Source organism: Cellvibrio sp. KY-YJ-3, from assembly GCF_008806955.1.
Lineage (GTDB): Bacteria > Pseudomonadota > Gammaproteobacteria > Pseudomonadales > Cellvibrionaceae > Cellvibrio.
Genome location: NZ_CP031727.1, coordinates 2,049,771 through 2,074,265 on the forward strand (window position 1 = coordinate 2,049,771; position 24,495 = coordinate 2,074,265).

A 24,495-nucleotide genomic window follows, 5' to 3' on the forward strand; every position below is an offset into this window, starting at 1 on the left:
AAGTTGAAAATAATTATCTTCCAGCGGCCTGACGTCGTGCGTTCAGGTCGGCTTCAATTTGCGATTCCAGGGTTTTATTAATTGCATAGAAGAACATGCAACCCACGGCAATAAAGAAGGGCAGCGATGCAAATACGCTCACAGCCGTTTTAATGCCTTCTATGGTTTCCGCGTTTTGTACATCCAGCGCGGCGTCGTAGCCATAGTAGGCGAGCAGTGTGGCGCCCAGTGAGCCGCCAATGGTCAAGCCCAGTTTTAAGCCGAGAATCATCGCGGAGAAAATAATAGCGGTAGCGCGGCGGTTATTTTTCCATTCGGAATAGTCCGCTACGTCGGCAATCATCGCCCACAGCAGTGGGATGGTGATGCCGTAGAAAAAGCCGTGCAGAATTTGCGAAATAAATACAATCCCGATGCTGTCGGCAGCATAAAAATTAAATGCAAATACAAACAGGGTAGATACAAACAGCGCAGCGGCAAACACATTGCGTTTGCCAAATTTGTCGGCGAGGTTTTTGGAGAAACCAATACCGATAATCATCATGATGATGCCGCAGCCGTTAAATAAACTGAAGGTGGAGGTGGGCGCATCTTTCGGCCATTGGAATTCCGACAGGCCCATGCCTGTTAATAAAGCATTTAATCCGGCGATAAAATTATTGAAGCCAATGTCATCCAAAAATTGTGCGAGGTGCGCTTCGCTTAAATAATTTTCAAAGTAGAAAATGTACATGCCGCCTTTGAGGGCGAGCGTGACAAACACCAGAATGGTCACCAGTAGCATGATGATCCAGGGGATATTTTTAAACAGGTCGGATAAGTCCTGCGCGATGCTATTGCGCGCTTCTACTACCGGTAGGATGCGCTCTTTGGTGGTGATAAAAGCGATCAAAAAGAAAATCGTACCGGTAATGGAGAACACCAGCATAGTGTTATGGAAGCCCACGGCTTTATCGCCGTCGCCCAGAATCAATACCAGCGGCAAGAGCAATACTTGAATAATAAATTGTGCCACCATCACTGCGACAAAGCGGTAAGCCGACAAACTGTTGCGCTCGGCCATATTGCCGGTGAGCACACCGCTCAGCGCCGAGTAGGGCAGGTTGTTCGCGGCGTAGATCACCAGCAGCAAAATGTAGGTGGCAAAGGCGTAGATGACCTTACCGTTTTCATCAAAGTCCGGCGTGCTAAAGGCCAGCAGTGCAAGGGCGCCAAAGGGCACGGAGGTCCAGAGCAGCCAGGGGCGGAATTTGCCCCAGCGGGTATTGGTACGGTCAGCAATGATGCCCATCACCGGGGTGAAGAAGGCACCAAATAAACCGCCTGCGGCCATGATCATCGCGGCTTTGCCAGCAGAAATACCATAAACATCGGTATAGAAGAAGGCGAGAAAGGTCACCAGGGTTTGGAAAATCAGGTTGGCAGCCAGGTCGCCGAGGCTGTAACCGACTTTTTCAACAACGGAAAGTTTGTGTGCAGCGGCCGTGGGAGCAGCCTGAGCAATTGCTTGAGTCATGGTGATCTCATCTTGTTATTGGTGGTTTGGTAAAACTTGTGTACTTGTCGCCATAGCATCCCTTAAATACCTCTTATAGTCAATGAGCGTATAAGGTGTTGAGTCTGGATTTGTAAAGATTTTCCAGCCGTTAACGGCGTTGGCAGAGTGGACGAAAATATATTTCAGGGCGGCCTTTGTCTCCGTAGCTTTTTTGCACAATCAATCGATATGATGCGCGAGCCTTGGCGCATGAATCATTTGCCTGGGCAATCTTTTACTCAGGTTAGATCCAATTGCTACCGAAGGGTAGTTAATCGCTTGAGAGGAGATAGGGAACTAATAATAACGGCAACAATAAATTCAGGTAGATACGATGACGACAATCAAGATGGTAATACTGTCAGTGGCAGTATTGGTGTTAACCGCGTGCGGTGGTGGAGGCGGTGGCGGGGGTGGAGGATCCGGTGGCGGTACAGCAAAAGGTGCCTTTACGCTCGATAAGTCCAGTCTTTCGTACAGTCAGCGGTCGGGCGAGTTTTTAAGTCAAACAATTCAAATAAATGTCACTGGTAGTGATGTGACCTATGTGGTTGCAGGTTTCGATGAAGGGCAGTCGGAAGTGCCTTGGTTGTCGATGTCATTGGCGGGAAGTGGCAGTCAATACACGCTTGATATCTCCGCCAGTTCGTGGGGTATGGCGGCCGGTAATTACTCAGCTAATTTTACTATCGCGACCGGCGACAAAAATGAAAAACCACTGCAGAAACGCGTGGTAAATGTAACGCTGTCGGTGACAGAAAATTTTGTGTTTTCGCAAGCAACTCTAACGCGCTACGCCGTCGCGGGCAAACCAGTGGGTGACCAGTTTGCCGATATTTGGTTTGCTGGAAAAAGCACAGCTGCGTGGACAGCGACCTCATCGGTTCCCTGGTTGGTGATCTCCAATCCTACGGGTACTGGAGGCGGCCAGTTGATGCTAGGGGTTGATACTCGCGACCTAACGCCCGGTAACTACACCGGTACTGTGCAACTTGCTGAAAACGGCAATGCAACCAATAGCGCAAGTTTGCAATACAACCTGACCGTGGTTGCACCGCTGGTATTTTCGGCGGCACCTGATGAGCTTATTTTTGTGGCTGGCCTTTCGGGTTCGGATTACCGGGCAGAGCTCCCGTTTAGCGGTGATCCGCAAACCAATTGGATGGCTTCTACCGATATTCCGGGCGTATCTATTTACAACGCGGAAGGCAGCGGTAGTGGCAATATTGAGTATCGCCTTAACCCTTTATGGTTGTCCGAGGGGACTTACACCGGGCGCGTTACCCTGGTCGATAAAAACGACTTTTCTAACATTGACCACCACACTATGAAAATCATTGTGGAGGCGCCTATCCAGTTTTCTGAATTGGCCATGACGCGTGCGCAAGACCTGCAGGCTAACCCCATTGTCTATGGCTCAGATAATTTGCAGCGCAGCTTGGAGTTACCTTTCACCGCTGGAGATCACGCCCAGTGGACATCCATTAGCAATGTGCATTGGCTGACGACCAGCAATGTGGTGGGAACCGGTTCGGGCAGCTTGCAATTGCAGATAAACGCCAGTGGTTTGCCCGTCGGGACCTATCCGGCCGAGCTGCGCTTGGAGGATTATTTGAATCCGCTAAACCAGGTCACCCTCAATCTGACCTTGGTAGTGGCAGCCCCAACTTTGACAGTTACCAGCGAGAACCTGTTGCTGGGTGGCAGCGACGGCTTGGGCATCGCCAAGGCTAACCTGGGCTTTGCGATTAATACCGGGGTCAATGGCTATGATTACTCGGTGAGTGCCCAAACCGAGGCGAATGGGGATTGGCTGACAATCAGTTCAGGTTCCGGCCCCGGCACTGTGAACAATAGCGGCATAGTGACCGGCGCTGGTGTAAACCTTAACCTGACGCCACTTGCCTCCCTGATTTCTGGTACCCATGCCGCCAACCTTGCACTGCGGGTTGAAGTTGGCGACCAGGTGTTAACCCGCACTGTAGCGGTCACCTTCAATAAAGAGGCCAACCGTTTGGTGGCGAGCAATCTCGGGGTTGCCTTTACCGCCGCACCATCCCGTTCCGTACTAACTCGTACACTCAAAATCAACAGCTCCATTGGGCGCGATGATGTTCCCTGGGTAGCGGTTTCTAATCAGCCTTGGTTGACCGTGACTGGCTCGGGGCTGACGAGTGAAGATCTGGTGCTCACTGCAGATGAAACGGCTCTTGCTGTTGGTACTCATATTGCCGAAGTGAGGGTAAGTTCGAGTGATAGTAACGTGGAAAATGAAGAGGTGATTCGCGTTGGTTTAACGGTATTGGACGCTGATCCCGCCGATGCCAATATTAATCTGGCATCTACTTTTAGCGTTTCCGATGCTATCGCCGGCATAGGCCGTTTTGGGTTGGTCGCGAACCCCGTTGAGCCTTGGGTATATGTAGGTTTGGGCAGTCAAATCAATATTTACAACCAGTTCAGTGGCGCGTTGGTACACAGTTATATGCCGGCAGTAGGCTCGATTGGCAGCATGGCGATTAGCCAGGATGGTACAAAGCTTTACGTGCACGATCCGGTGAACTTGAAAGTGGTGGAGTTATACGCGGACACTGGCGACACGGTAAACAGCTTTAGGGTGGTGCCGTCCGAATGGTCTTCGCTCCATACAGTGCTTATGCCCGGTTATTTCCGTCCCAATGGTCGCCCGCTCTTGTTTGTGGCCGGTACGCGCATTTTTGATCTGACCACAGGCGAGCAAGTGGCGGTAGAAGGGGGGGACGACTCCTATTTCTACAGCATATCTACCAACCAAAACCCCAATTGGGTCGCGGGTTACGATGGTTCCCTGATGGAATATTTTTATTCAGCTCTGGGAGGCGGCAACGGCACGTTAACAGCCACTGTTAAATCCTCGGTTTCCTACGCCCAAGGGCGTGCCGGACAGGCTTGTGTGGATGCGGCAGGTTCACGTGTGTACACCGCAAGTGGTGCGCCTTATGAGTTCTCGGGCGTCGGCATTGTGAGTCAAACCCTGGAGCAAGTCTTGCCAGCTACTGCCTACCCCAATTCTGTTGTTTGTGGTTGGAATGGAGTTTTGGTAGGCGGTGCAGGTGCCTACTATGATGCGCAGGATATTTTTGTGTACAACACAGTGACCGGGCAGAATCTGGGCAACTACAGCTCTTCGACTGAAAATGGCTATCGCTATTTGCTGGATCGTGGCTTGGTGCTCTCGGGCGATAACCAGCGTGTCAGTGCGCTCAGTTATAGCGATTCAACCCAGCTGCTATTGCGAATCTTTAGTGTGCCGGCAATACCCTGATAAACAAAAAAGGCCGCGTTAATCCGCGGCCTTTTTTTCAAACACTATTTTTAGCAATCCTCATGCATTTTTACACACTCAAATACCGCTGCACCAAATCATCATTCAAGTTGGCGATAGGGCCGGTGGCGACTACGCTGCCTTTTTCCATAATAAAAAAGTCATCGGCAACACGGCGGGCGAAGGGGAGTTTTTGCTCGACGAGTAATACAGTTAACCCAAGTTCGCGATTGAGCTTGCGAATCACTTCACCAATATCACGCACAACGTTGGGCTGAATGCCTTCGGTCGGTTCGTCCAGAATTAATAATTTGGGGTCGAGCACCAATGCCCTCCCTATTGCTAGCTGTTGCTGCTGACCACCCGATAAATCCCCGCCACGGCGATGTTTCATTTCTTTAAGCACCGGGAATAATTCATAAATCAACCCGGGAATAAAACGCGCTTTATCTTTGCGTGCGCCGAGCGAAATTTTTAAATTCTCTTCCACGGTTAGTAGCGGAAAAATTTCGCGCCCTTGCGGCACAAAACCTATACCGCCACGTGCGCGATTTTCAGTGGAGAGTTTATTGATGTCATAACCGTTGAGGCTGATGATGCCATCACGTACCGGCAGTAAACCGGTAATGCATTTAAGCAGGGTGGTTTTACCTACACCGTTGCGCCCGATCAAACAGCCACAGGTGCCTTGTTTCAGGTTGAGCGACAAATCCCACAAAATATGGCTTTGGCCGTAGTACTGGTTGATGTTTTTTATTTCCAACATGATTTGGTTGTCCTGATGCAATTCGCCGTTTTCTTTTCGCGCTGTGTTATTCGCCAAGGTAGACTTCAATTACTTTCGGATCATTTTGTACCTGATCCATAGTGCCTTCGGTGAGCACCGAGCCTTGGTGTAATACAGTGACTTTGCGTGCGATGGAGCGTACAAATTTCATGTCGTGCTCCACTACAATCACCGAGTGTTTACCCGCGAGCGATAATAATAATTCAGCGGTTTTTTCAGTCTCTTCGCCCGTCATACCGGCGACGGGTTCATCGACCAACAACACCCGCGGGCTTTGCATTAACAACATGCCAATTTCCAGCCACTGTTTTTGCCCGTGGGATAGTGCACCTGCGTTTTTGTAGCGGTGTTCGGCCAAACCTATTTGTAACAACACTTCATCAATACGGTATTTTTGTGCGGAGTTTAATTGTTGGCTCAGTGTCCACCACACACGTTTGTCGGCGGCGGTGGCCAGCTCCAAATTTTCGTACACACTCAGTGCTTCAAAAATGGTCGGCTTTTGAAATTTACGACCTATACCACCGCGGGCAATTTGGTGTTCGGACAACTCCAGCAAATTAATTTGCTGGCCAAAATACACACTGCCGGCATCGGGTTTGGTTTTGCCGGTGATCACATCCATCATGGTGGTTTTGCCCGCACCGTTGGGGCCGATAATGCAGCGCAATTCACCTTCATCGATGTAAAGGTTTAAATTGTTCAGTGCACGAAAACCATCGAAGCTCACAGTAATGCCTTCTACATACAAAATCGTACCGTGAGTGGTGTCCAGTGGAGCGCCAAAGTTGGGGTCGCTTTGGCCGAGGGTGCGACGGGCTTGTGAAAAAATATTCATTACACAGACTCCTTGGTCGCAGTGGTAGATTCGGCTTTTTTGTCGACATCTACTTTTACATTCTCATTGTCGGTTTTCACTGGTGCTTTTTTGAAACGGCTAAATAAACCTACTAAACCCTTGGGCAATATCAGCGTCACAATTACAAACAATGCGCCTAATGCAAATAACCAAGTCTCTGGTGAATAAGAAGTAAAGATAGTTTTGCCGTAGTTGACGGTGAATGCACCCACAATTGCACCAAACAAGGTGCCGCGCCCGCCGGTGGCAACCCACACCACTAATTCAATGGAATTGAGCGGTGAGAATTCACCGGGGTTGATAATGCCCACTTGTGGTACATAAAGTGCACCAGCAATACCCGCGAGCATCGCGGAAAATACAAATAACCACAGCTTGTAGGATTCAACCTTATAACCACAAAAGCGCGTGCGACTTTCGGCATCGCGAATAGAGACAATAATTTTCCCCATACGCGACGTCACAATATAGCGGCAGGCGATGTAGGCAAAAATCAACATAAAACCTGAAGCTAAAAACAGCGAAATACGGGTGCCGTTGGCAGCGATGGGAAATCCGAGAATATCTTTAAAATCGGTGAGACCATTGTTGCCACCAAAGCCCATTTCATTGCGGAAGAACGCCAGCATCAGTGCATAGGTCAGTGCCTGGGTGATAATGGAAAAATACACACCGGTCACACGCGAACGAAATGCCAGCCAACCAAATACAAATGCCAGCAGGCCCGGGATTGCAATTACCATTAACATCGCAAACCAAAACATATCAAAACCCTGCCAGTACCACGGCAATTCTTGCCAGTTTAAAAACACCATAAAATCGGGCAGCAAGGGGTCACCGTATTGACCGCGCGGGCCTATCTGCCGCATTAAATACATACCCATGGCATAACCGCCAAGCGCAAAAAATGCGCCGTGGCCGAGCGACAGAATGCCGCAGTAGCCCCAGATTAAATCCACCGCCAATGCGAGCAAGGCATAACATAAAAATTTACCGAGCAGCGTCACCATAAAGGTGGAGACATGCAGCGATGAAGTTTCCGGCACGAGAATATTGCAAATCGGTACCAGCACCATGGCCAGCAATACCAGGCCCAGCACAATCATGCCGCCGCGATCACTGAGTAATAAACGTTGGGTTAACATAAATTCTCTCTTTTAAATTTTTTCCGAAAAAACTCAACCCCTCCTAACCTCCCCCTTCAAAAGGGGAGGGGCTTGCTCTGCTCCCTTGAATAAAAAAGGGAACGGCTAAAAGGGGGTCACTCCTCCCCATTTTTAAGGGGGAGGTCGGGTGGGGGTTAAATCAATCCGCCGCTGCGCGACCTTTCTGCGGGAAAATTCCCTTCGGTCGTTTTTGTATAAACAAAATCAACAACACCAATACCAAAACCTTGGCGAGCACTGCACCAGCGTAGGGTTCTAAAAATTTATTGATAATGCCCAAGCCCATGGCGCCAACCAGCGTGCCCCACAAATTTCCTACGCCGCCAAATACCACCACCATAAATGAATCGATAATGTAGGCTTGGCCAAGGTTAGGGCCGACGTTGGTGAGTTGCGAGAGTGCCACACCGGCGATTCCTGCAATGCCGGAACCTAGTCCGAAAGTCATGGCGTCCACCCAGCTTGCGCGCACACCAACCGCACGTGCCATAGCGCGGTTTTGCGACACGGCGCGAACTTTTAAACCGAGTGAGGTTTTTTTGAGAATGGCGAGCAGCGCAAAAAATACAATCAAACCGAAGATAAAAATATATAACCGGTTGTAAGTAATAGAGAGCACCGGATTAATCACCAGCGAACCGCTCATCCATTCCGGTAATTCCACGGCGCGATTCAAGGGTGAAAAAATACTGCGTGCAGCTTGCTGCAAAATTAAACTTATACCAAAAGTGGCAAGCAGAGTTTCCAACGGGCGACCGTATAAAAAGCGTATGACACCGCGCTCAATGGCGATGCCCACCAAACCGGCAACAATAAACGCGGCAGGAATTGCGATCATTAAGCTGTAGGCAATTTGATTAGGAAATAGTTGTTGCACAACCCAAGTCACATAAGCGCCGATCATCATCAACTCGCCGTGCGCCATATTAATAACACCCATAACACCAAAGGTAATGGCGAGGCCAATTGCGGAGAGCAGCAATACCGAACCTAAACTCAAACCGAAAAATACGTTTTCAGCAAAACGAAAAGCGGCAATACGGTCTTCAATTGAATCCAATGCAAATTGTGCCTGTTGTTTTACTTTCTCATCGCTGTCGTTGGTGGCAATCTCTAACAACGCGGTGCGTACTTCTTGTTGTAAGCTGCCGCGTAAAATTTTTATTGCATCCAAACGAACTTGTTGTTCGCTGCTTTGTAAATTCATTAAGGCAACCGCGGCGGCAATGGCGGTGCGCACATCGTCATCCGGTTCGGTTTTTTGACGGGTTTCTAGTAGTGCAATAATGTCTGCATCAACACCATCAGCAATCATGCGATTCACCGCATCCAGACGAATAGTGGGATTTTTATCGTTTAAATTCAATGCAGCCAAGACAGTGCGTAGCTGGCTGCGCATGGTGTTGTTAATTGGCACACGTTTAAGTGTGCTGGTATCGGCGGTAATTTTTTCGCCGCTTAATGCATTGATAAAGTTGCCAGATTTATCGGCAATTGCCACTAGCGGATCGCTGGATTTGGTGGCGTAAAGCAAGCCCTGCTGCAGTGCAGCAATGATGCCGGCAACGCGGCTGTCGTCAAGTTGGGCGAGTTTTTTTGCGGTTTGGGCGCGTTTGGGCAGGCTGCCTTGGGTTAAGTCTTTAACCAAGGTGTCGAATGTAACTTGTACCGTATCTGCTGCAACCGTTGTGTTAACGAGGGTGGTATCAGTTGTTGTAGGTTCAGCGTCTTGCGAAAACACTGTTGTTGGAATGCAGAAGGATAAAATTATCAACAATTGCAGCGGCCATCTTCCCAACGGCTTGAGTAGGTTTCGCATAGTCTTGTCTCTGTTAAAACAAAATATAAATAAGTAGGTAAATCTTTTTTAATTTTTGGTGTGGTGCTTAGGGTTTTGTGCTCAGGGTGTGGTGGAACTTGCGCTCCACCATACCCTGCAGATCAATCGATCAAGTTAAACAATTATTGCGCGGCAGCTGCACCCAAACATTTTTTGGTTTTGGTGTTGTAGTTGCCACACTTCAATTTAATCCAGTCGGATTCCAAATCTTTTGAACCATCAAGGAAGTCAGACCATGCATCGCCAGGAACCAAACCGTCGGTTTGTGAAACGGTAAGGAATTGGCCATCTTCTTGAATTTCGCCAATCAATACAGGCTTGGTGATGTGGTGGTTGGGCAACATTTTGCTGATGCCGCCAGTCAAGTTAGGTGCTTCTACACCGATGATTGCGTCAACCACTTTGTCAGTGTCGGTAGTGCCTGCTTTCTCAACCGCTTTAACCCACATGTTGAAACCAATGTAGTGTGCTTCCATTGGGTCGTTGGTTACGCGTTTGTCATTTTTAATGAAGGCTTTCCATTGTTTGATAAAGGCTTCGTTAGCAGGATTTTCTTCGCTCATGAAGTAGTTCCATGCAGCTAAGTGACCAACCAGCGGTTTGGTGTCGATACCGGAAAGCTCTTCTTCACCAACAGAGAAGGCAATTACAGGAATGTCTTCAGCGGTTACTTTTTGGTTGCCCAGTTCACGGTAGAAAGGCACGTTAGCATCGCCGTTGATGGTAGAAACTACTGCAGTCTTTTTGCCCGCTGAGCCGAAGCGTTTGATATCGGACACAATGTTTTGCCAATCAGAATGACCAAATGGTGTGTAGTTGATCATGATGTCTTCTTTGGCAACGCCTTTGGACATCAAATACGCTTCAAGAATTTTGTTGGTGGTACGTGGGTAAACATAGTCAGTACCCGCCAGTACCCAGCGTTTTACTTCCATGTCATTCATTAAATAATCAACTGCGGGAATAGCTTGTTGGTTTGGTGCAGCACCGGTGTAGAAAACGTTACGTGAAGATTCTTCACCTTCATATTGCACGGGATAAAACAACACACCGTTCAATTCTTCAATAACTGGTAATACTGATTTGCGTGATACCGATGTCCAGCAACCGAAAATAGCGGCCACTTTATCTTTAGTTAACAGCTCGCGGGTTTTTTCGGCAAACAGTGGCCAGTTGGATGCTGGGTCAACCACAACTGCCTCCAGCTGTTTACCGAGCAAACCACCTTTTTTGTTTTGTTCTTCTATCAACATCAGCATGGTGTCTTTCAGTGTGGTTTCTGAAATGGCCATGGTGCCAGAGAGTGAGTGCAGTACGCCGACCTTAATCGTTTCGGCAGCTGCTGCACTGAATGAGGCGATGGTTAAGCCGCAGGCGATACCGAGTGCCCCGACATGTTTTGCTATCTTCTTCAGCTTCATGGGTCTATCTCCTAGATGGTTTTAATGACTCAGTGGTTTTTAACTATGCGCATTCATTGTTTCTTGAAAACTACCCAGTGAATGCAATTTTTCCGGTAACGCCTTATGCATAACGCTTATATTGGGCGGCAAAATTTTCTTCCATGATCCGGTTCATGTGCTTCAGGCATCAACCGGTTGCTGCTCTAATGTGAAATAGGTATTGCTAACGAATATTTATTCTGAATCCGCCGGATGTTGTTGCTGCGCTTCGTACAACATATGCAAGGTGATTTTTCTAACCTCGGCCTTGCTTGCTTCAATGTGTGTTTTTAAATAGTTTTTTGCGTCTTCTGCGCGGCGTTCAATAATGGTGCGCAGAATTTTGGCGTGTTCGTCGTAAGTGGCTTCAATACGATTGCGCTGGGTGAAATCAATGCGGCGAATAATGCGCAGCCGCTCGGTAATTTCATGGTGAATTCGTGCCATTTCCATATTGCCCGTGGCCTCAATCAATTGTTCGTGAAAGCGTTCATCCAAACCGCAAACGGTTGGGCCGTCTTTTAAGCGGTCTTCCGGTTTTACCAGCCAAATACGTTTTACATCTTCCAGATCGGGCGCGGTTTCCATTTCACATAGTTTTTTGATGGCGGCTAACTCCAAAATAATGCGCACGTCGTAGAGCTGCTCAAATTTTTTGAAATCAAACGGGTTGACCTTCCAGCCACTGCGAAACGAAACATCCACATACCCTTCGCGCTGCAAACGTGCGAGTGCTTCGCGCACGGGGGTGCGACTGGCAGCAACACGTTCGGCAATTTCGTTTTCGCTGAAACGATCGCCGGGAACCAAGCGAAAAGAAAAGATATCGTCTTTGATAATTTGATAAATCCGCTCCGTTAAATTGGTGCGCGGTTCATCGGTTTTCTTTTTGGTTTTGTCGGTTTTGATTAATTTCATTTTTTCACCGTAGGTTGGAACGAGCCGCGCAGGTAAGCGTAACGCCTTCCGACATATATATTGTTCTCGAAAATTGTCGGAAGGCGCTGCGCTCTTCCAACCTACGTCCCTGCTTAACTTAATCCGTCTCGAGCACCAACAACAAATCACCCGCATTTACTTGTTTTCCCGGCTCACAATGAATTGCAGTGATTTTTGCGGCGCGATCGGCATACACCGAAAACTCCATTTTCATGGCTTCAACAATTAACAGCGGTTGGTCGACTTCTACCATTTGGCCGGGTTCAACTAACAGTTTCCAAATGTTGCCGCTAATGTCGGCGGTGACGGCATGCCCATCCACTTCAATTGGGCCAGTTGATACTTTTGCTTGCAGTGCCGCATCCACTTGTTTTTCTTCATCGGCTTGCCAGAGCGCAACTTCTTGGGTGAAGGCGGCTTGTTGTTTGGTTTTAAATTCAGCAATGCTGGCTGCATTGTCTTGCAGGAATTGTTCGTGTTCTGCGAGGCTAAAATAATCTTCTTCAATTCGCAGGCTTAAACGGCCTTCGCGGAATGCTTCGCGTTGTGCCGTTAATTCTTCTTCAGTCACTTCGTAATAGCGCACACGGTCAAAGAATTTCAGCAGCCATGGTTCGCCATCTTTAAAGATTGGATTTTTGAGAAATTTATTCCAGATGGGCAGCGTACGACCAACCAGTTGGTAGCCTCCGGGAGAATCCATGCCGTAAATACACATATATACGCCGCCGATGCCGACAGTGCCTTCTGCAGTGTAAGTGCGCGCCGGATTGTATTTGGAAGTGAGCAGGCGGTGACGCGGATCAACCGGAACTGCACAGGGAGCGCCGAGATAAACATCGCCCAAACCTAGCACCATGTAACTTGCATCAAACAACGTTTGTTTAACTTGTTCGATGGAATCCAGGCCATTAATGCGCCGCATAAATTCAGTATTGCTTGGCAACCAAGGGGCTGTGTCGCGCACGGATTGGCGATAGCGCGCTACTGCATCCAGCGTTGCCGAATCTTCAAAAGCCATCGGCATATACACGATACGACTGGGCACTTTAATATCGCGCGCGTTACCGAGCGTTTCTTCAATCACCAGTAGCTTATCGATTAATTGCTGTTGGTGAATCACGCGGCTATCGTAATTAATTTGCAGCGAGCGCACACCGGGTGATAATTCGATCACGCCATTAATGGGCGATGCCTTTAATGCTTCCATCAACGCATACACACGCAGACGCAAACTTAATTCAAGAATGTTATCGCCGTATTCAAGCAGAATATATTTGTCGCCTGCTTGACGATAGCTCACCAGTGGGCGGCTGCCTTCGGGTGGTAATGCGGCGACTATACAATCGGAAATGGTGTTTTCCGGTTTCAGAATCGGTGCGAGCAAAACTTCTGGTTGTGCACTCAGGTTTTCAATGGCACGGTCGGTAGATAATTCCAGCGCGAGTGCAGCGTTGAAGCTCAAACGTTTAAAACGAATTTTATCGCCGGGTTTTACTTGGCCAACTTTCCACAACTCTGCTTTGACGATTGTTACCGGGCAAACAAATCCACCAAGGCTGGGGCCGTCTTTGGTGAGGATTACCGGCATGTCGCCAGTGAAGTTAATTGAGCCAACAGCATATTCAGTATCGTGAATATTGGATGGGTGCAGACCGGCTTCACCGCCGTCGCTGCGTGTCCATGTAGGCTTGGGGCCATTCAAACGAATGCCTAAACGGTTGGAGTTGTAGTGAACTTCCCATGCGGTTGAAAAAAACATATCAATCGCATCTTCCGTGAAAAAATCGGGCGCGCCGTGTGGGCCGTAAAGCACACCAATTTCCCATTCATTTGGATAGCTTGGAATTAATTCAACGGGTGCTGCGGCAGCTTCATAGGTTGGTGCGGGCGTAGTGCAAGCAGCAATCGCTGGATTACTAATTGGCAACATATCGGTCGCGCGCAGTGTACGACCTGCGTGACCACCAAATTGGCCGAGCGCAAAGGTGGAGCGGCTACCTAAATAAACTGGCACATCAAAACCGTTGCGTACGGCGAGGTAACCACGGCAGCCTTGCTCGGCTTTGCCCACTTCCAGAATTTGTCCGGCTTTAATGGCAACCGGTTGCCAGAAAGGAATTAATTCGCCATCAATTTTTGCAGGCGATGTTGCGCCGGTGAGCGCAATAATTGCATCGCGATGGAATTTTAATTTCGGCCCGATGATAGTGTATTCGAGTGCAGCAGCGCTTTCGTGGTTGCCGACAATACGGTTGGCCAAACGAAATGCGTAATCATCCATTGGACCTGACGGCGGAACACCAATGCTCCACAAACCAACACGGCCGGGATAGTCTTGCACGCTGGTGTAAGTACCAGGTTGCAAAACCTCGACAACGGGGGCTTGGTATTCAAAGCTGGCTAATTTATTGGTCGCCACATCGCCACTGGCAAAAAAATCGGTTGCGATAATTTGGCGCAAGTAATCCAAATTGGTGGCAATACCTGCGGCGCGAGTTTCATTAAGTGCGGTTTTCATTTTGCTGATCGCATCGGCGCGATCTTTACCGTACACAATAATTTTGGCGATCATCGGATCGTAATAGGGCGATACTTCGGTGCCGGTTGAAACCCAGGTATCGATACGTGCCGATTCAGAAAACACCACATCCGTTAACACGCCGGGTGAGGGTTGGAAATCGCGCACCGGATCTTCTGCGTACAAGCGCACTTCAATAGCGGCGCCTTTCGGATTAATTTCGACATCCAGTTTTGGCGGAGTACCGGCAGCGGTGAGGATCATCCACTCAACCAAATCGACACCGGTACAAGCTTCAGTAATTGGGTGTTCAACTTGCAAGCGGGTGTTTACCTCCAAAAAGTAAAATGCATCGCGCGCGGCGTCGTAAATATATTCAATGGTGCCTGCAGAGCGATAGTTAACAGCTTCGCCCAAACTTTTGGATGCGGCCAATAATTTATCGCGCGTGGCAGCAGGTAAATTGGGCGCAGGAGTTTCTTCAACCACTTTTTGGTTGCGGCGTTGCAATGAGCAATCGCGCTCGCCCAGTGCAAGTACATTGCCCTTACCATCACCAAAAATTTGCACTTCTACGTGACGTGCGTTATCCACGAAGCGTTCGAGGAATACACCGCTATCGCTGAAAAAGTTTTGCCCTAAACGTTTTACGCTTTCATAAGCGGCGATTAATTCAGCTTCGTTATTGCAGCGCGTTAAACCTATACCACCACCACCGGCGGTGCTTTTTAACATCACCGGATAACCAAGTTGTGCAGCAGATGCAACCGCTTCGTCAATCGAGTCCAATAAGCCAGTTCCTGGTGTGAGCGGTACACCAGCTTTTTCAGCAATTTCACGCGAGGTGTGCTTTAAACCAAATTCGCGAATTTGTGCGGGAGTGGGGCCGCAAAATGCGATACCTTCGGCTTCGCACTGCTCACAAAATTTTGCGTTCTCAGAGAGAAAACCATAACCGGGAATAATCGCCTGGGCACCGGTTGCTTTAGCGGCAGCGAGAATTAAATCGGATTTCAAATAACTTTCTGCCGCCGTATTACCACCAAGGCATATCGCTTTATCGCAGGCAGTGACGTGCGCGGAGTTGCGGTCTGCATCGGAATAAACAGCAACCGATTCGATGCCCATTTTTTTCAGCGTTTTGGCAATGCGTACCGCGATTTCTCCACGGTTAGCGATAAGTACGGTCTTCAACATAATTCTTCTCCGGCGTTAATTCTGTTTTTTATTTCTGCAGCGACTTGATATAAGCCCGCCATCCACCCAAATGCGTAATATCCGTTGCGCCATTTACGGTGGCGCCTTCACAAATGAAACCTTTTACTTCACGGCCATCGTGCAAACTCAATGTGCCTATACCGAGTGGTGCGGGAATCAGTGCAACAAAACTGCCGAAGTGCTGTAGCGGTACATCCCACAGCTCCACAATAATTTCTGCACCGGTTGATTCAGTGCGAATTAACCCGGGTTTAGGCGGTGTGGTATTGGGCAGCGCGAATAAACGGTAATTGCTGGCGCTATAAGTGCTCTCCACAAAAATCGCGTTGCGCTCTTGCAATTGCACATTGAGTGGCATGCCGGTGAGGTGGGCGCCCACAACGGCGAGGCGCACATAACCAGCAGGTGGATTGGTGTTTGTTTGTGGTGCAGGTGTTGGTTGTTGCGTCGCGCCGAGTTTTAAATTCACACTGCTGTGCCATTTTTTTCCGAAGGCAGCGAGGGCAGCGTCTTGCCATGCAGGCGCAATTAAGGTGATGCCAAAGGGCAAGCCATCGGCGCGCAGCGTTGCAGGTAATGCGAGGGCAGAGCAGTCAGCGAGATTCACAAAATTGGTGTAGGTGCCGAGCTGGCTATTAACCGTAACTGGGTCAGCCGCTACCTCATTGAGTGTTGGGTGGCGTGGCGATGTTGGCACTAGCAGCGCATCCACACCGCTCATTAAGGTTTGGATTTCACGCGCAAGATCAGCACGTTGATATTCAGCGCGGTAAGCGTCGGTTGCAGAAAAATTCACCGCTTTTTCAATAATGCCACGCACCACATCATTCATATCGGCGGCGTGGTCTTGCATAAAATCCTTAATCGCGGCGTGACGCTCAGCAACCCAGGGGCCGCCATACAATAATTGCGCGAGGTTGAACATGGGTGTGAAATCGATGGTGATTAATTCCGCACCCAGCGCTGAAATATTTTCCAGTGTTTCCAGCCACGCCGCTTCGGCGTGCGTATCGCCAAACCAATTGGGTGATGCGGGAATACCAAAACGCGGTTTGGCGGAAAAATAAATGGGTGTGCTGTGGTTAATGCGCGAATAACCATCGGTTGCGTCAAACCCTTCCATCACCTGGGCAACAGTTTCAGCATCGTCCACGGTGAGTGAAAAAATTGAAACGCAATCCAAGCTGCGACAAGCGGGCACAACACCGCTGGTACTGAAGCGACCTTTGGTGGGTTTTAAGCCCACAATATTGTTAAAACCCGCTGGCACACGGCCGGAGCCTGCGGTATCGGTTCCCAAACTAAAGGGCACTAAACCGCGCGCAACAGTGGTGGCAGAGCCTGAGCTGGAACCGCCGGAGACATAATCTGCATTAAATGAATTAGGTACGGCGCCGTAAGGTGAGCGAGTGCCTACCAAACCCGTCGCAAACTGATCCAGATTAGTTTTGCCCAGCACAATCGCCCCCGCTTGTTTCAAGCGCGCAACAGAGGTGGCATCGGCATCGGCGATATAAGTAAACGCCGGACAGGCTGCGGTGGTGGGCATGCCCGCAACATCAATATTGTCTTTAACCGCGAAGGGGATACCGTAGAGCGGGAGGCTGGTTGCATCATCAATACTCGCCAGCACATTAAGTTGCGCCTCAATCTCTGCGACCGAAACAATGTAAATCCAAGCAGCGTCATCGGCTTTGAGTTGTGCACGAAGGTTCAGCAGCGCATCGCGCGCCTGCAAACCTTCGCTGCGATAGGCGTTGAGCCATTCAGTAATTGTCCAGCCAGTGGTCTCGTTATTTTGCAACAGCGTCATTATGGTTCCTGCGTTCAAATCTGAAATACAATCTTGGATACAAGATTGCTTTTCAGTTGGTTTTGCAGAAACTGTGCCAGCCTAAAATTGGTGTCCTAAATTCACTATTTAAAAATAATAAAAGTCTTTTTATTCAATTAGTTATGAATTTTATAAGGGGATGGAATGGGGCGCTTTGAGGCGGTTTTTACGAAGGGTTTTATGCGCTTAAGTTGTGCGTGGGATTGTTTGGAAGAGCTGGTGTGGTGCAAAAATATTGTCAGAAGGATCCTTCTGGTTCCTATAGAATCTACCCAGTTAAAAACGATGATCAGAGGAGCGGTAATGAAAATAGTGTTGCGTAGTTTGATACTTTTAGCGATTACAGGGTTGATAGCCTGTGGCGGGGGCGGGGGCGGGGGCGGGGGCGGGGGCAGTGGTGGCAGTTCTCCAAGTCCAGCTGGGTCTTCAGTGGGAGGCACAAACTCTTCGTCCTCTTTATCGAGCGCTCCTTTCTCGTCATCCCGTACAAGCAGCAGCCAGATTTCGTTGGTGCTTCAACCCATTACCAGAGAGAGTGCTCCCTATCTGGTGGCGGGAGTTATCGACGCATTTGATCTGGCAGTGAGTATGCCTTCGTTGCTTAAAGAGTTGATGAGCGAAGTTAGCTTACTGAATGATGGGCAATACACTCTTCCCTGCGTTGGTGGTGGCACTTATTCATTGGCCATTAGCAATAATCGCCGAATTGTCACAGAGACCTATCTCAATTGTACAAGTGATGGTGATATTTTATCTGGGCAGCGGCATGTAGATGTTTTAAGAAAAGGCGAGACAACTTCGCAAGTACTAATTCAGTTCGACAATCTAAATATTCAGTCTGCGAGTGATTCATCGGTTTTCACGGTGATTTCGGGAGATGTTGAATATGAAGGTGAGATTGATGATGCTTTTGATACAGATAGATTCTTTCAGGTTGAGCTCAACGTCAGCGTAGATGACTCTGCAGAGGGAACTATTTTTCTTCAGGGGGTTGAATTTCAATTGAGATATACCTCCATAGAGTCGTTTTTCCCGAATAAGTTTTTAACTGAACAAGCCTATGCAGGAAAAATCTCTTGGTTAGGAAAGGGGGCCGCCAATTTTGAATACAGTGCGAATCAAAACGCTATCATGTTTACTGGTTCCACGGATGCAGTAGCTAAAGCCGTTTATAACAACGAATTATTTATTTTCTGGGATGTTCAGGGTGATGGCGTGGCTGAAGCGCAATTATTTATTCCCGATGAGAATTCTTTGCTTGATGCTTTATCTGCGGCGGGAGGGAAAATAGTTCCATCCGGTGTTGACGGACTGATTCTTGAAAATAACTCTTTATATATGTCTCGTGGAAAAACATATGAAGTTGATATTCGTAAAACGTTAACCCATAGCGGGATTTCTTTGTTGGACTATCAGCTTATTGTAGATGGAAATACTGATGCCAGTTCTGATTGGGATGAAATTGAACCCGGTAAATTTTTACTTAATTTTTCTTCGAATACAGAAGATAAAACTTATAACTTGATTTTTCGTGCGCGCGGCACTGACGAGCAAGACACTTATGATATACCAGTAAATTTTTTTGTGGGTTCTGATTATGACAATGATCAGATACCTGATGCTGTTGATGACGATGATGATAACGATCAAGTTGTCGATGAGCTGGATCTCTATCCTTTTAATGAATATGAATCTGCCGATTCGGATGCTGATGGAATTGCTGATAATCGCGATGCGGATGCGGATAACGATGGAGTCCCTAACTTAGCGGATTCGAGGCCTCTCGACCCTACGAATTGCTCAAGTAACATTAGTTCACCTGTAAATACATGCTATTCGGATCAGTGGAGCTCTAAATCCCCTTGGTTTATGGATAAGCAAGGAGTCATTTATTTTGAGCCCTACAGGGCTGATTTTGGAGTGCGCAGTTTAAATTATTACATCTATCGGCTAAATGCGAGCACGGGACAATATCTGGATCCAATTCGCATGGCTGTTAACAACGCTACTTACTTGCCATCAATCGATAAAATTCTCTATCGGGTTGATATAGACGAGCTCCAATTAATTGATCTTGAAACACTTGAGTCCAGCTTTTTATTAAAAAATGAGCAACCTTTTAGTGTCAATTATGTAGAGCCGAATCATATTGTGATTACTGTTATTCGAGATAGGGCAAGTGTTACCACCTATGCAGAGGCTTATGACTTTTCAGGACAATTAATTTCTTCAAGATCAGTTTATAACAATGATCGACAGGTTCCTGTTGTTGCTCCATTGTACGTAAAACCAGACTGTCCAGCTGCTATTACAAGCGACTTCTCTGGTAATTTAGTGCTACTTACAACAAATAATTTTCCATCATCTTGTTCTTATGCTGAAGATGATGTTCTTGTGTCGCCAAGTAAACAGTGGTTCTATCGGCGATCTCAGGAGAGTGCGAGTGGTGGAATTTTTGCAATGCCTGAGCATCACCAAGGCGGAATTTTTTCTACATTCAATGACTCTGCTGTAATTAGTATTCCTGCCGTCGATTTATTTAGGTGGGTTGGTGAAGGCTACGTATTAATGGAGCAAAACGTACTCACTAGTTATGACTCCAGTGGTGCGCCTATAGCGAGTTATTCTAGTGGTGGCGATCAGACGGTTCTTCACTTGTTTACTAATCGTGAGCGTATCGTATTAATAACCCGCCCGAGTGATTCTCTGAAAACTATTATTCGAGTCTTTGATAATCAATTTAACCAGTTGAATATATATGAGTATTAATTTTTCATGACCATGAACTGGAACCAACTGCTCTGCGCTGATCGCTTGGGGCAGCGTATTGCCAAACACGAGGAGGGGCGTTCGCCCTTTCACTCGGATCACGACAAAATTATTTTCTCCGGTGCTTTTCGTCGCCTTGCGCGCAAAACGCAGGTGCACCCTATGGCGACGAACGATCATGTGCATAACCGCATGACACACAGTTTGGAAGTGGCTTGTGTCGGGCGTACGCTGGGTATTCGTGTGGGGCAGGCGTTAAAAGATAAAGGCGATTTGCCCACTAATATCTGGCCGACGGACATAGGCGATATCGTGCAGGCAACGTGCCTTGCGCACGATATTGGTAACCCGCCGTTTGGGCATACCGGTGAAGATGCGATTCGCAACTGGTTCCAAAAAGAAGGCGCGGAATTTTTAGCGGATTTGTCGCCCTCCGAGCGCGATGATATTCGCGTGTTTGAAGGTAATGCACAGGGTCTGCGGGTGTTGACGACGTCTGAGTATCACCAATTTCATGACGGCATGCGGTTGACTTATGCCACGCTTGCTTCGTCGATTAAATACCCTTGGACATCATCGCCCACGGTATTGGGGCAGCGCCCGAAAGATAACAAGTACGGAATATTTCAATCCGAGCTGGAGCACTTTCATGAAATCGCGCAGAAAACTGGATTGATCGAATTGGGTAGCGATTGGTATTGCCGTCATCCATTGGTGTATTTAATGGAAGCGGCGGACGATTTTTGTTACGGCATTATTGATCTGGAAGACGGTTTGGAAATGGGCATTCTCAACTGGAATGAGATTTATGAATTATTGCACCCGGTCATTGCCGATTCACCACAGTTGGGTGATTTGGAGCGCTTGCTGAAAAAAGTCAATGATGGTCGCAAACCTGCATTGGTGCGCGGCAAAGTAATTGATGCATTTATCAATGCAGGTACCGCCGCGTTTATTAAACATCAGGATGCATTTTTGCGCGGTGAAGTGCAGGGCGATTTGATTTCACTGTGTGACCCCAAAGTGCGCACGGCGGTACAGGCGGCAAAAGATTTAGCCAAGCGTAAAATATTTAATCACTCGCGTCGGGTTGAATTGGAAATTGGCGCTTACGCGGTGATTGGGACTTTGTTAAATACTGTGTGCTCTGCGGTTTATGCCTCGCTCGGCGATCCGGCGCAAATGACCTATAAAGATAATCGGGTGATGGCGTTAATTGGCGAAAATAATTTTCACCCGGATGTCAGCAATAAAGCGCACAACTATAAATATCTCGCCCTTATGGCGGTCATCGATTTTATTAGTGGCATGACCGATAACTACGCCACCAACCTCGCCAAGCAATTTAATGGTATGGGGCATTCACCGTTTTGAAAATGTTAGGTTAATCGCGTTATGTTGCATGCATTTTTTTCACCTGCAACCGCGCGTATTCTGGTGGTTGTATTTGGTTTGTTGCTACTGCTCGCGGCGCCGTTATTTTTTGTGGGCGGGCCGGATTGGGTATCATCACAATTATTAAAAAATCTGTGGAATTTTGGCCACGTGGTTTTTTATGCGCTGTTGTTAATTGTGCTGCAGTGGTTTATTCCGCTTGCGCATTGGCGCCATTGGCTGGGTGTAACTTTGCTCGCACTGTTGCTGGGTGGTTTGGTAGAAGTGGTGCAGCATTTTGTGGGGCGCCATGCCAGTTGGTCGGACATATTTAATAATCTTGTGGGGGTTTGGTTAGGGTTATTTTGGGGGCAGCATCCCACCGCCGCTAACGTTGTAAGGGTGAGGTTCGGGCGCTGGTTGAGTTTTTTGTTGATCACCCCCGCGCTCTGGTTGGTGATTGATGCGGCTTGGGCTGAGGTGAGTTTGCGTCGTGCCTTTCCGCTGTTAAACAGTTTTGAATCGCGCGCCGAAGTGCGGCAATTAGGTGTTAACCCCGAGCGGGTGGACGCGCAATTCACTACAGGGATTGTCAGTCAGGGTGAGCATTCTTTGCAGATGGATTTGGCTACCGGTGGTTATGCCGGTATTCGCCTGCGGGTGTGTTATGGCGATTGGAGTGGTTACGACTATCTGGCTTTCGATCTGTTCAACCCGGATGAGGAGACCCTGAAGCTGGTGTTGCGGCTTTCCGATGTAGTTCATGATCGCGGTAGTCACAGTTATCACGATCGTTTTAATCAGTCGCTAGTATTGCAGCCGGGGTGGAATCATTTGCGGTTTGCGATCACCGACATAGCCCAAAGCCCAAAACAGCGGACTATGCAGCTCGATGCGGTGTGTAACCTGGGAATTTTTGCATCGGGGTTGACCCGTGTGCGCCGGGTGTATCTGGACAACATTCGGTTGGAAAACACGACTGGCTTGGAATAACAGGCTGGAAAAACAAACCGCCGATAAATCGGCGGCTGTGTGACTGGATGGGGTGAGCGTTAAAAATCCAGATCGGAAATATCATCGTACCCGAGCTGATCCTTAATGCGGCGACGCTCCAGGCGATCTTCGATTTTGCGGCGCATTTCCAAAGTGTGCTGGCTGGCTTCTTTGCCAGTCAGTTTTGGCGTTGCCTCTTCATCATCGGTTTCGATGCTAACATCACTGATAAGATCAGTATCCGGTGACTCTACATCAACTGACATAAGACTACTCCAACATTGACAGAGAGAAGGTTTGGCGTCGTTCCCCACAGGGAAAATTTGACCCGCGCTATTTACCATAGCCCATTAAAAAACAAAAGAAAAATCTTGTTTGGGTGAAGAGATTTTTCTTTTTACCTTGGCGCTAATCTGGGTTACAAAGCGCGCCTGTTACCGGCGCACAAAACGCTAACTTTTTTTGGGTGAGGGCAAACGACAGTGGCAAAAAAACAAGTGGAAGTTATCGGTTGGCGCGAGTGGGTAGGCTTGCCGGATTTGGGGATACCAGCCATCAAAGCCAAAGTGGATACCGGTGCGCGCACCAGTGCCTTGCATGCCTACTATGTCACCCCCTTTGAAAAGGATGGCAAGCCCTGGGTGCGCTTCGGGTTGCATCCCTTACAGCAGGACAGCCTCACCTGTATTGAATGCGAGGCGCCGGTGAAAGATGTGCGTCAGGTAACCGACTCTGGTGGTCATACTGAGGCGCGGGTGGTGATTGAAACCTGCCTGCGCATTAACGGCTTGGAAATGCCAATAGAAGTTACGCTCACCGACCGTGAAAATATGCGCTTCCGTATGCTGCTAGGGCGCAGTGCACTCAAAAAAGGCTTTTGGGTGGATAGCAGCAAATCATTTTTACTCGGCGGCTCCAAAGATCAGCCACTGATGTCCGCGCTCTAGGGCGATTTGCCCCGGGTGCCTCCCCTTACTTGATCAATATCCTTCAGGATCCCTATGAAAATCGCTATTTTGTCGCGCAATCGTCGCCTTTACTCCACGCGTCGTTTGGTGGAGGCATGTACCAAACGCGGCCATGAAGTGCGCGTAATCGACATTTTGAAATGCTATATCGACATCGCTTCTGACAGCCCTGCTATTTGGTATATGGGCGAACAGCTGGAGGATTTTGATGCGGTAATCCCGCGTATTGGCGCCTCGGTAACCCACTACGGTTTGGCGGTGATTCGCCAGTTTGAAATGATGGGTGTGTATTGTCTCACCGAGTCCATCGCGTTGGGTCGCTCGCGCGACAAGTTGCGCGCGTTGCAATTGCTCTCGCGCAAAGGATTGGGTTTGCCTAAAACCAGCTTCGCCTACAACGTGCATGACGCGAAGGAGCTGATCAAGTTGGTTGGTGGTACGCCGCTGGTGTTAAAGCTCTGCGAGGGCACCCAAGGGCGCGGCATAGTGCTGGCGGAGACGCAGAAGGCGGCGGAGAGTGTGATCGAAGCCTTTCGCGAACTGCGCGCCGAGTTTTTGGTACAGGAATTTATCAAGGAAGCCAATGGCAGCGACCTGCGCTGTTTTGTGATTGGCGACAAAGTTGTGGCCGCCATGGAGCGCACCGCTGCCGAAGGTGAGTTCCGCTCCAACCTGCATCGCGGTGGCTCGGCCAAACTGGCCAAGCTAACCCCTACCGAACGGCGCACTGCTATCAAAGCGGCGCAAACCATGGGCTTGCAAGTAGCGGGTGTGGATTTGCTGCGCTCTGCGCGTGGGCCGTTGGTGATGGAGGTAAATTCATCGCCCGGTTTGGAAGGTATTGAAGGCGCGACTCATAAAGACATCGCTGATGCGATTGTGGCTTTTGTGGAAGAAAACGCGCGCCCCAACGCCAATAAAACGCGCGGTAAGGGCTGATTAGT

16 protein-coding genes are annotated in these 24,495 nt (G+C 48.6%); 6 read left to right on the plus strand and 10 right to left on the minus strand.

What is annotated here, in order from left to right:
• Nucleotides 1-13: 13 nt before the first annotated feature.
• Complete coding sequence (locus D0B88_RS08715) at nt 14-1,516, minus strand: MFS transporter (protein ID WP_151056583.1); 1,503 nt, start codon at nt 1,514-1,516, stop codon at nt 14-16.
• A 355-nt stretch (nt 1,517-1,871) separates the two neighbouring features.
• Here D0B88_RS08715 and D0B88_RS08720 point away from each other — a divergent pair, with 355 nt between their 5' ends.
• Nucleotides 1,872-4,841, plus strand: a complete 2,970-nt coding sequence (locus tag D0B88_RS08720; RefSeq protein ID WP_151056585.1) for a hypothetical protein — start codon at nt 1,872-1,874, stop codon at nt 4,839-4,841.
• A gap of 70 nt (nt 4,842-4,911) precedes the next feature.
• On the opposite strand, the gene urtE is transcribed toward D0B88_RS08720, so the two are convergent.
• From urtE to atzF, 8 genes are all read right to left on the minus strand, one after another.
• Entirely contained in the window at nt 4,912-5,664 is a 753-nt protein-coding gene (urtE, locus tag D0B88_RS08725) for an urea ABC transporter ATP-binding subunit UrtE (protein ID WP_225318605.1), read from the minus strand.
• Entirely contained in the window at nt 5,654-6,466 is an 813-nt protein-coding gene (gene urtD / locus D0B88_RS08730) for an urea ABC transporter ATP-binding protein UrtD (protein ID WP_007644328.1), read from the minus strand. Before urtD ends, urtE begins: the two co-directional genes overlap by 11 nt.
• Entirely contained in the window at nt 6,466-7,632 is a 1,167-nt protein-coding gene (urtC, locus tag D0B88_RS08735; RefSeq protein WP_007644327.1) for an urea ABC transporter permease subunit UrtC, read from the minus strand. Before urtC ends, urtD begins: the two co-directional genes overlap by 1 nt.
• 160 nt (nt 7,633-7,792) lie before the next feature.
• On the minus strand, nt 7,793-9,472 hold the full coding sequence (gene urtB / locus D0B88_RS08740; protein WP_225318606.1) for an urea ABC transporter permease subunit UrtB: 1,680 nt from the start codon (nt 9,470-9,472) through the stop codon (nt 7,793-7,795).
• A gap of 143 nt (nt 9,473-9,615) precedes the next feature.
• Complete coding sequence (urtA, locus tag D0B88_RS08745) at nt 9,616-10,914, minus strand: urea ABC transporter substrate-binding protein (RefSeq protein ID WP_151056587.1); 1,299 nt, start codon at nt 10,912-10,914, stop codon at nt 9,616-9,618.
• A 216-nt stretch (nt 10,915-11,130) separates the two neighbouring features.
• Nucleotides 11,131-11,853, minus strand: coding sequence for a GntR family transcriptional regulator (locus D0B88_RS08750; protein WP_151056589.1), 723 nt, complete (start codon nt 11,851-11,853; stop codon nt 11,131-11,133).
• Nucleotides 11,854-11,971: 118 nt separating this feature from the next.
• Nucleotides 11,972-15,592, minus strand: a complete 3,621-nt coding sequence (gene uca, locus D0B88_RS08755; RefSeq protein ID WP_151056591.1) for an urea carboxylase — start codon at nt 15,590-15,592, stop codon at nt 11,972-11,974.
• A gap of 28 nt (nt 15,593-15,620) precedes the next feature.
• Nucleotides 15,621-17,426, minus strand: a complete 1,806-nt coding sequence (atzF, locus tag D0B88_RS08760; protein ID WP_151056593.1) for an allophanate hydrolase — start codon at nt 17,424-17,426, stop codon at nt 15,621-15,623.
• 324 nt (nt 17,427-17,750) lie between these two features.
• Here atzF and D0B88_RS08765 point away from each other — a divergent pair, with 324 nt between their 5' ends.
• The 3 genes from D0B88_RS08765 to D0B88_RS08775 are packed head-to-tail and all read left to right on the plus strand — an operon-like array spanning nt 17,751 to nt 22,583.
• Complete coding sequence (locus D0B88_RS08765) at nt 17,751-20,216, plus strand: hypothetical protein (protein ID WP_151056595.1); 2,466 nt, start codon at nt 17,751-17,753, stop codon at nt 20,214-20,216.
• 6 nt (nt 20,217-20,222) lie between these two features.
• Nucleotides 20,223-21,590 (plus strand): deoxyguanosinetriphosphate triphosphohydrolase, encoded by a 1,368-nt coding sequence (locus D0B88_RS08770; RefSeq protein ID WP_191966549.1) that lies wholly within the window; start codon nt 20,223-20,225, stop codon nt 21,588-21,590.
• 21 nt (nt 21,591-21,611) lie between these two features.
• The gene (locus D0B88_RS08775) at nt 21,612-22,583 is read left to right on the plus strand and encodes a VanZ family protein (RefSeq protein WP_151056597.1); all 972 of its coding nucleotides are present in this window, start codon (nt 21,612-21,614) and stop codon (nt 22,581-22,583) included.
• Between the two features lie 59 nt (nt 22,584-22,642).
• Here the strand turns inward: D0B88_RS08775 and D0B88_RS08780 are convergent, their stop codons facing one another.
• Entirely contained in the window at nt 22,643-22,849 is a 207-nt protein-coding gene (locus D0B88_RS08780) for a PA3496 family putative envelope integrity protein (protein ID WP_007644316.1), read from the minus strand.
• A gap of 216 nt (nt 22,850-23,065) precedes the next feature.
• On the opposite strand from D0B88_RS08780, the gene D0B88_RS08785 reads away from it, so the two are divergent.
• Nucleotides 23,066-23,530, plus strand: a complete 465-nt coding sequence (locus D0B88_RS08785) for an ATP-dependent zinc protease (RefSeq protein WP_007644315.1) — start codon at nt 23,066-23,068, stop codon at nt 23,528-23,530.
• 54 nt (nt 23,531-23,584) lie between these two features.
• The gene (rimK, locus tag D0B88_RS08790; RefSeq protein ID WP_007644314.1) at nt 23,585-24,490 is read left to right on the plus strand and encodes a 30S ribosomal protein S6--L-glutamate ligase; all 906 of its coding nucleotides are present in this window, start codon (nt 23,585-23,587) and stop codon (nt 24,488-24,490) included.
• Nucleotides 24,491-24,495: the final 5 nt, after the last annotated feature.